General features: G+C 45.8%; 6 protein-coding genes. All 6 read left to right on the forward strand.

The window, feature by feature from the left end; genetic code table 11:
* Nucleotides 1-203 (forward strand): preprotein translocase subunit SecE (secE, locus tag A3739_RS08170; protein ID WP_068500993.1); only part of this gene is annotated, 203 nt, incomplete at its 5' end.
* A 14-nt stretch (nucleotides 204-217) separates the two neighbouring features.
* Nucleotides 218-751: a transcription termination/antitermination protein NusG gene (nusG, locus tag A3739_RS08175; RefSeq protein WP_068473034.1), complete on the forward strand. Its 534-nt coding sequence runs from the start codon at nucleotides 218-220 to the stop codon at nucleotides 749-751.
* Nucleotides 752-860: 109 nt separating this feature from the next.
* Nucleotides 861-1,295, forward strand: coding sequence for a 50S ribosomal protein L11 (gene rplK, locus A3739_RS08180; protein WP_068473037.1), 435 nt, complete (start codon nucleotides 861-863; stop codon nucleotides 1,293-1,295).
* Nucleotides 1,295-1,993 carry a 50S ribosomal protein L1 gene (gene rplA / locus A3739_RS08185; RefSeq protein ID WP_068473040.1) on the forward strand — a complete coding sequence of 233 codons (699 nt, stop codon included), beginning with the start codon at nucleotides 1,295-1,297 and terminating at the stop codon, nucleotides 1,991-1,993. The genes rplK and rplA overlap by 1 nt, the downstream gene beginning before the upstream one ends.
* Nucleotides 1,994-2,208: 215 nt before the next feature.
* A complete protein-coding gene (gene rplJ, locus A3739_RS08190; RefSeq protein WP_068473044.1) occupies nucleotides 2,209-2,739 on the forward strand; it encodes a 50S ribosomal protein L10 in 531 nt (176 codons plus the stop codon).
* A 41-nt stretch (nucleotides 2,740-2,780) separates the two neighbouring features.
* On the forward strand, nucleotides 2,781-3,158 hold the full coding sequence (rplL, locus tag A3739_RS08195; RefSeq protein WP_068500995.1) for a 50S ribosomal protein L7/L12: 378 nt from the start codon (nucleotides 2,781-2,783) through the stop codon (nucleotides 3,156-3,158).
* The last annotated feature ends 32 nt before the right edge of the window (nucleotides 3,159-3,190 follow it).

Raw genomic sequence — 3,190 nt, forward strand, 5'->3', positions numbered from 1 at the left:
TGGCATTACAAACGACTAAAGGTAAGCAGTTTTCTGCGCTAGTGTCCGAAGCGAAGACTGAAATTCGCAAGGTTGTCTGGCCGACGCGCCCTGAGCTTATACAAACAACATTTATGGTAGTTGTTTTTGTGTTGGTTGTTGCTCTTGTTTTGTGGGGTGTAGACTCACTTATTGGTTGGGTCATTTCTTCGGTAATCGGATAGTAGGGAGATAATTGATGTCTAAGGCTTGGTATGTTGTTCATGCTTATTCTGGATACGAGAAGCATGTTATGCGCTCGTTGCAAGAGCAGGTGGCGCTTAAAGGCTTAGAAGAGAAATTTGGTGATATTCTTGTTCCTACTGAAGAAGTGGTAGAAATGAGAGACGGCAAGAAGCGTAAGAGTGAGCGTAAATTCTATCCGGGCTATGTGCTTGTTCAAATGGATATGGATGATGAAGCGTGGCACTTGGTTAAGTCAACGCCTCGAGTTATGGGTTTTATTGGTGGTACGGCTGAACGTCCAGTGCCAATTAGTGATCGCGAAGCTCAGGCTATCTTGCAAAAAATCGAGACAGGTGCGGAAGCTCCTCGTCCGAAAACATTATTCGAAGCAGGCGAAGTTGTTCGAGTTATCGACGGTCCGTTTGCTGACTTCAATGGTGTCGTTGAAGAAGTGGATTATGAGAAGAGTCGTGTTAAAGTGGCTGTTCTTATTTTTGGGCGTTCAACGCCTGTTGATCTTGAGTTTAGTCAGGTCGAGAAAGACTAATCTAATTTAAGGTCATAAATATCCAAATGCTCATTTCGCGTAGGCGGGATGGGCTTTTCGTGTCTGTTCGGGGAGCTCGATAAGAGCGTTTGTACCCATAGGAGATAAAATGGCTAAGAAAATTGACGCTTATATCAAGTTGCAAATCGCAGCTGGTCAAGCAAACCCAAGTCCACCGGTTGGTCCTGCTCTAGGTCAGCACGGTGTGAACATCATGGAATTCTGTAAAGCGTTCAATGCTCAGACTGGTAGCATGGAGCCAGGTCTTCCAGTTCCAGTGGTTATTACCGTTTACAATGATAAGAGCTTCACTTTTATCATGAAAACTCCGCCAGCGGCTGTTCTTCTTAAGAAGGCTGCAGGTATCAAGAGTGGTAGTGGCCGTCCAAATACTGAAAAAGTTGGAACTGTTACTCGTGCGCAATTGGAAGAAATTGCAAAAACAAAAGAGCCAGATTTGACTGCTGCTGATATGGACGCTGCTGTTCGCATCATTGCAGGTACTGCTCGTAGCATGGGTTTGAACACGGAGGGTGTTAACTAATGGCAAAGCTAACTAAACGTCAAAAGTTAATCGCTGAGAAAGTAGAAGCTGGTAAAGCATATTCAGTTGAAGAAGCTGTTGCGGTATTGGCAGAGCTTTCATCTCAAGTTAAGTTCAACGAATCAATCGATGTATCAGTCAACCTTGGTGTTGATGCACGTAAATCTGACCAGGCTGTTCGTGGTTCGACTGTTCTTCCAAATGGTACAGGTAAGTCGGTTCGCGTTGCTGTGTTCACGCAAGGCGAGAATGCAGAAAAAGCAAAAGATGCAGGCGCTGATGTAGTCGGTATGGATGATCTTGCTGAGCAAGTGAAAGCTGGAAACTTGGACTTCGACGTAGTTGTTGCATCTCCAGATGCGATGCGTGTTGTAGGTCAGTTGGGTCAGGTTCTTGGTCCTCGCGGCCTTATGCCAAACCCAAAAGTTGGCACAGTTACTCCTGATGTAGAGACTGCTGTTAAAAATGCAAAAGCTGGTCAGGTTCGTTACCGTACTGACAAGAACGGCATCATCCACGCTATCGTGGGTAATGTTGAGTTCTCTGCTGATGCAATCAAGCAAAATCTTGAAGCGCTATTGGCCGACCTTAAGAAGGCTAAGCCTGCAGCAGCTAAAGGTGTTTATTTGAAGAAAGTTACTCTTTCTTCAACAATGGGCCCAGGTCTATTGATCGATCAAGCTTCTGTATCTATCTAAGATTTGGGGGCGCGCTTAGGCGCAAAAATTTGGAGTCGGGGGTGTATGCCCCAGGCGGTCCAAGACCGCAGGTGTCACGTGAATGATCGAGTGGCTTAATTTCCTGCGCAGACGGTGTGACTCTCTTAAATGAGTGTCCTCACGCCGTAGAGGTTGCCCGAAAGGGTGTAAATGGCTGGCCGGCTTTTTGTCCGGCCTTGTTGAGGAGAATACCAATGGCAATTGGACTCGAAGACAAAAAAGCGATTGTCGCTGAAGTCAACGAGGTTGCTGGCGGTGCTTTATCCGCAGTACTTGCTGACTATCATGGCGTTGATTCAAACGACATGACTGGTTTGCGTGCTAAAGCTCGTGCAGAAGGCGTTTACTTACGAATCGTTCGTAACACGCTTGCTCGCAAAGCTGTAGAAGGTACTGAATTTGAATGTATGCAAGAAGCATTTGTTGGTCCAACAATTCTTGCATTCTCTCTTGAAGATCCAGGTGCGGCAGCGCGCTTGTTGAAAGACTTCGCTAAAGAGAAAGAAGCATTCGAAATTAAAGCGCTAGCTGTTGGTGGTGAACTGTTAGGTGCAGATCAGATCGATCGTTTGGCGAAATTGCCAACGCGCGATCAAGCATTGGCCATGTTGGCTGGTGTTATTCAAGCACCGATTACAAAACTTGCTCGTACTTTCAACGAAGTTCCTTCGAAAGTTACACGTGCAGTTGCTGCAGTTCGCGATCAGAAGAAAGAAGCAGCCTAATTTTATTTTTGGTTATTAATTTTATTTAGGAGATGTGAGTCATGGCTCTATCTAAAGACGATATTTTAAATGCAATTGCTGAAATGAGCGTAATGGACGTTGTCGAGCTTGTTGAAGCAATGGAAGAGAAGTTTGGTGTTTCTGCAGCAGCAGCTGTAGCAGCAGCTCCAGCAGCAGCAGCAGAAGGCGGCGCAGCAGCAGCTGAGCAAACTGAATTCGACGTTATCCTAGCTGGTGCTGGCGATAAGAAAGTTAACGTAATCAAAGCTGTTCGCGGTCTTACAGGTCTTGGCCTTAAAGAAGCGAAAGCAATGGTTGACGGTGCTCCTTCAACTGTTAAAGAAGGCGTTAGCAAAGACGACGCTGAAGCAGCTAAGAAAGAGCTTGAGGAAGCTGGCGCATCTGTTGAAATCAAGTAACTATTCCTTGAATAGTGGCTTGAGCAACAATT

Source organism: Oleiphilus sp. HI0067, assembly GCF_001635735.1.

Coding starts and splice junctions, on each gene's coding strand:
- nusG (WP_068473034.1), top strand. CDS start 218: ATGTCTAAGGCTTGGTATGTTGTTCATGCTTATTCTGGATACGAGAAG.
- rplK (WP_068473037.1), top strand. CDS start 861: ATGGCTAAGAAAATTGACGCTTATATCAAGTTGCAAATCGCAGCTGGT.
- rplA (WP_068473040.1), top strand. CDS start 1,295: ATGGCAAAGCTAACTAAACGTCAAAAGTTAATCGCTGAGAAAGTAGAA.
- rplJ (WP_068473044.1), top strand. CDS start 2,209: ATGGCAATTGGACTCGAAGACAAAAAAGCGATTGTCGCTGAAGTCAAC.
- rplL (WP_068500995.1), top strand. CDS start 2,781: ATGGCTCTATCTAAAGACGATATTTTAAATGCAATTGCTGAAATGAGC.